Genomic DNA, 2,899 nt, shown 5'->3' with positions numbered 1-2,899 from the left:
CGGGGAAACATCATACTTTTGAATATGCCTACGATGGAAAAACGGTAGGCAAGACTGCGCCTGATTCAGAAGGTGAGGAAGAGTCTGTCGAAGATGGAATGAACAAACTGGATGAATTGTCCGGCCAGCAATTAAGTTTGAGCTCGCAACTTAAAGATATGACATCTGAGAATGACCGGCAAGCCTTTAGTGATTCTGAGCGGCAGCGTTTGCTTGAACATATTGAGGCACTCGAAGCCTCCTTGAAAGAATCAGGAAAGCGGATTACCTCAATGAATGTTCAATATCAGCAAGCTAGCCGAGACATTGAAAAAGAGGCTAATAAAGTTTCAAGCCTAAAGAGGGTTGTTGATGCTGTTGATACAAGCAATGAGAGAGAAGAATCGTTAATCGAAAAAACACAGCAGCTTTCGGAACAACTGGACGAGAAAGTGAAGGAGATTAAGAAATTACGAATTAATTCATCACTTATGACCAAAGAGCTTGATGATCTCAAGGCGGACAACAGTGAAGCCTACCTATTAAAGCAGTCGCTTGAAGAGGCACAGCAAAAACTGAAACGTTCTGAAGCTGAGCGCGAAACCCTCGAAAGCAACTATGTCGACCTCGCAGAAAACAGTCAGTCCCCTAAAGAATTGCAAGACGAGCTGAACCGCTTGAAAAAAGAGTATGAAATGCTTGAGCAGCGTTTCATTAGTTATGGCAACTCGGGTGCTGCCTAGCGTACCCTTTTTCTACTAAGTGAATATCACTTGCGTGCCTTGCTCAGGCTGGTAGTCTAGCGCCTTCAAATTACTTTAAGGAAGATGGCCACATGATGAGCTACCTTCAGTCTATCAATCAAGACCTACAAAATCGCATGCGTGACTGGGCAAACAAACCTCAGTCAGACGCTTCAGGCTTTGTCTCCAAAGTTCAAAGCACCGCAATGACGGCTCTGTTGACCAAGTTTGTTGGTCAGGCGATTCCTTTTGCGACGCGAAATGGTTTTAAAGTACTTGAGGTAAAGCGCGGCTTTTTGAAAGCAGGTATTCCCCTTAAGCCAAACAAGAATCACTTTAATGCCATGTACGCAGGCGCGCTATTTACCGTCGCCGAAATTCCTGGGGGCATTATTTCAATGCTGAGCTTTGATGAGCGTTTTTATCCTGTCTTAGTCGACTTAAAGATGGAATTCATCAAGGTTGCCAAAACTGATGTCACGGTTGAGTTTGGTTTATCTGACCAAGAACTAGCCCGCCTGGAAGAAGAAACCTTGGCAGAAGGCAAGAGTAGCTTTGTCCTGGAAGGTGAGGTTAAAGACGCTGAAGGTACGATAGTGGCGAAAAGCTACGCGAATTATCAGGTAAGAATGCGCTAAGTAATATTTGGGTCAGAGTTCAGTTGGCTTTTTTGACTCTGACCCGAATGGCACTTACTTAAGCTTGATTTCGCCCCGAAACTCATCATTCCCGCGCACAAGGTGAATTGCGCAGCAAGAGAGGGCCGCCTGGGCGGGGCGGGAATCCATTGTTTTTCAGCCGTTTGGCTGACCTAGAGAGTTAAAAAAGACTAGAAATCTTTAGGTTAGCGATAGTCATGGTCCTTCAATTTCATTGAGTTAGCCTCAAAACAATGGATTCCCTTGTTCAAGGGAATGACGCCATTTTCTCCTTAAGTAAGTGCCATTCGACTCTGAACCTCTTTATTTTTACCTCGTTTATTTCTTATATAGCCAGCCTTTTCTTACCAAATGCTTTTCGCCTTCTACGGCGAAGAAAACTACTAAAGCTAGTCCACAGCAGATCAATAACTCCGTCATGGGGAGTGCCTGAGTTTTAAACCATTCGTTACCTAGTGGCGTGTAAATAACAAGTAATTGCAGTGCGAGAGTACTGATCAATGCCGCAATTAAGGCCTTATTGGTAAAGAACCCGATAGAAAACAGAGACAAGGTTTCTGAACGAATTGCCATGACATGCATGAGCTGGGATAAAGTCAGCGTGGTAAATACCATTGATTGCCAGTAGTCGGGGCTGTACTCTAGGGCCCAATATTGGGCGAAGAGAGATAGTGCACCGATTAAAAAACCTATAAATACAATGTGTTGCCACATACCGTGAGAAAAAATACTTTCATTTGGTGGGCGTGGCGCTCTGGCCATGACACCTTTTTCTTTTGGCTCGACAGATAGGGCCAATCCAGGTAAACCATCGGTAACCAAGTTTATCCAAAGAATGTGGATAGGCAGCAGGGGAATAGGCATACCCAAAAAAGGTGCGAGCAGTAATACCCAAATTTCACCTGAGTTACTGGTCATCGTATATTTTATGAATTTTCGAATATTATCGAAGATTCGTCTACCCTGTTCGACTGCTTTGACGATGGTGGCGAAGTTGTCGTCGAGTAGCACCATATCAGAAGCTTCACGAGCTACGTCAGTGCCATTCTTCCCCATAGCGACACCTATGTGGGCATTTTTGAGTGCTGGGGCATCGTTCACTCCGTCTCCAGTCATTGCGCAATATTCGCCATTGCTTTGAATTGCATTTACCAGTCGGACTTTCTGCTCTGGTGAGACTCGCGCATAAACTTGCGTTGACTGAACAGTTTGTTGGAGTTCAATATCATCAATCGATGCCATATCAGCCCCGGTAATGACACTGGGGTGATGTTCACTGCTATTCGCTGACTCGTTAGCTGGAACCAGATCGAGTTGTTTCGCAATTGCCAAAGCTGTTGCAGGATGATCCCCGGTAATCATTATCGGTGTGATACCAGCTGTTTTACATTGTTGAACGGCCTCTTTGGCTTCTTCTCGGGGAGGGTCGATCAATGCGGCTAAGCCTAGGAAAGTCATCTGTGACTCAAGCGTTTCCTGATCGAAAGTGTCGCCGTCATTTAAGTTCTTCATAGCGAA

Annotated in this window: 3 protein-coding genes; 2 read left to right on the top strand and 1 reads right to left on the bottom strand. The window is 44.9% G+C overall.

Features of this window, described 5'->3' with window-relative positions:
• The coding region (locus A3763_RS28730) for a hypothetical protein (protein WP_082880479.1) at positions 1-722 on the top strand (722 nt) is incomplete at its 5' end.
• Positions 723-814: 92 nt separating this feature from the next.
• Positions 815-1,360 (top strand): PaaI family thioesterase, encoded by a 546-nt coding sequence (locus A3763_RS15085; RefSeq protein ID WP_082865366.1) that lies wholly within the window; start codon positions 815-817, stop codon positions 1,358-1,360.
• A gap of 339 nt (positions 1,361-1,699) precedes the next feature.
• Here A3763_RS15085 and A3763_RS15080 read toward each other — a convergent pair.
• Positions 1,700-2,899 (bottom strand): HAD-IC family P-type ATPase (locus tag A3763_RS15080; protein WP_156495107.1); only part of this gene is annotated, 1,200 nt, incomplete at its 5' end.

This window comes from Oleiphilus sp. HI0128, assembly GCF_001635365.1.
This window is presented reverse-complemented; position numbering and strand designations above follow the sequence as displayed.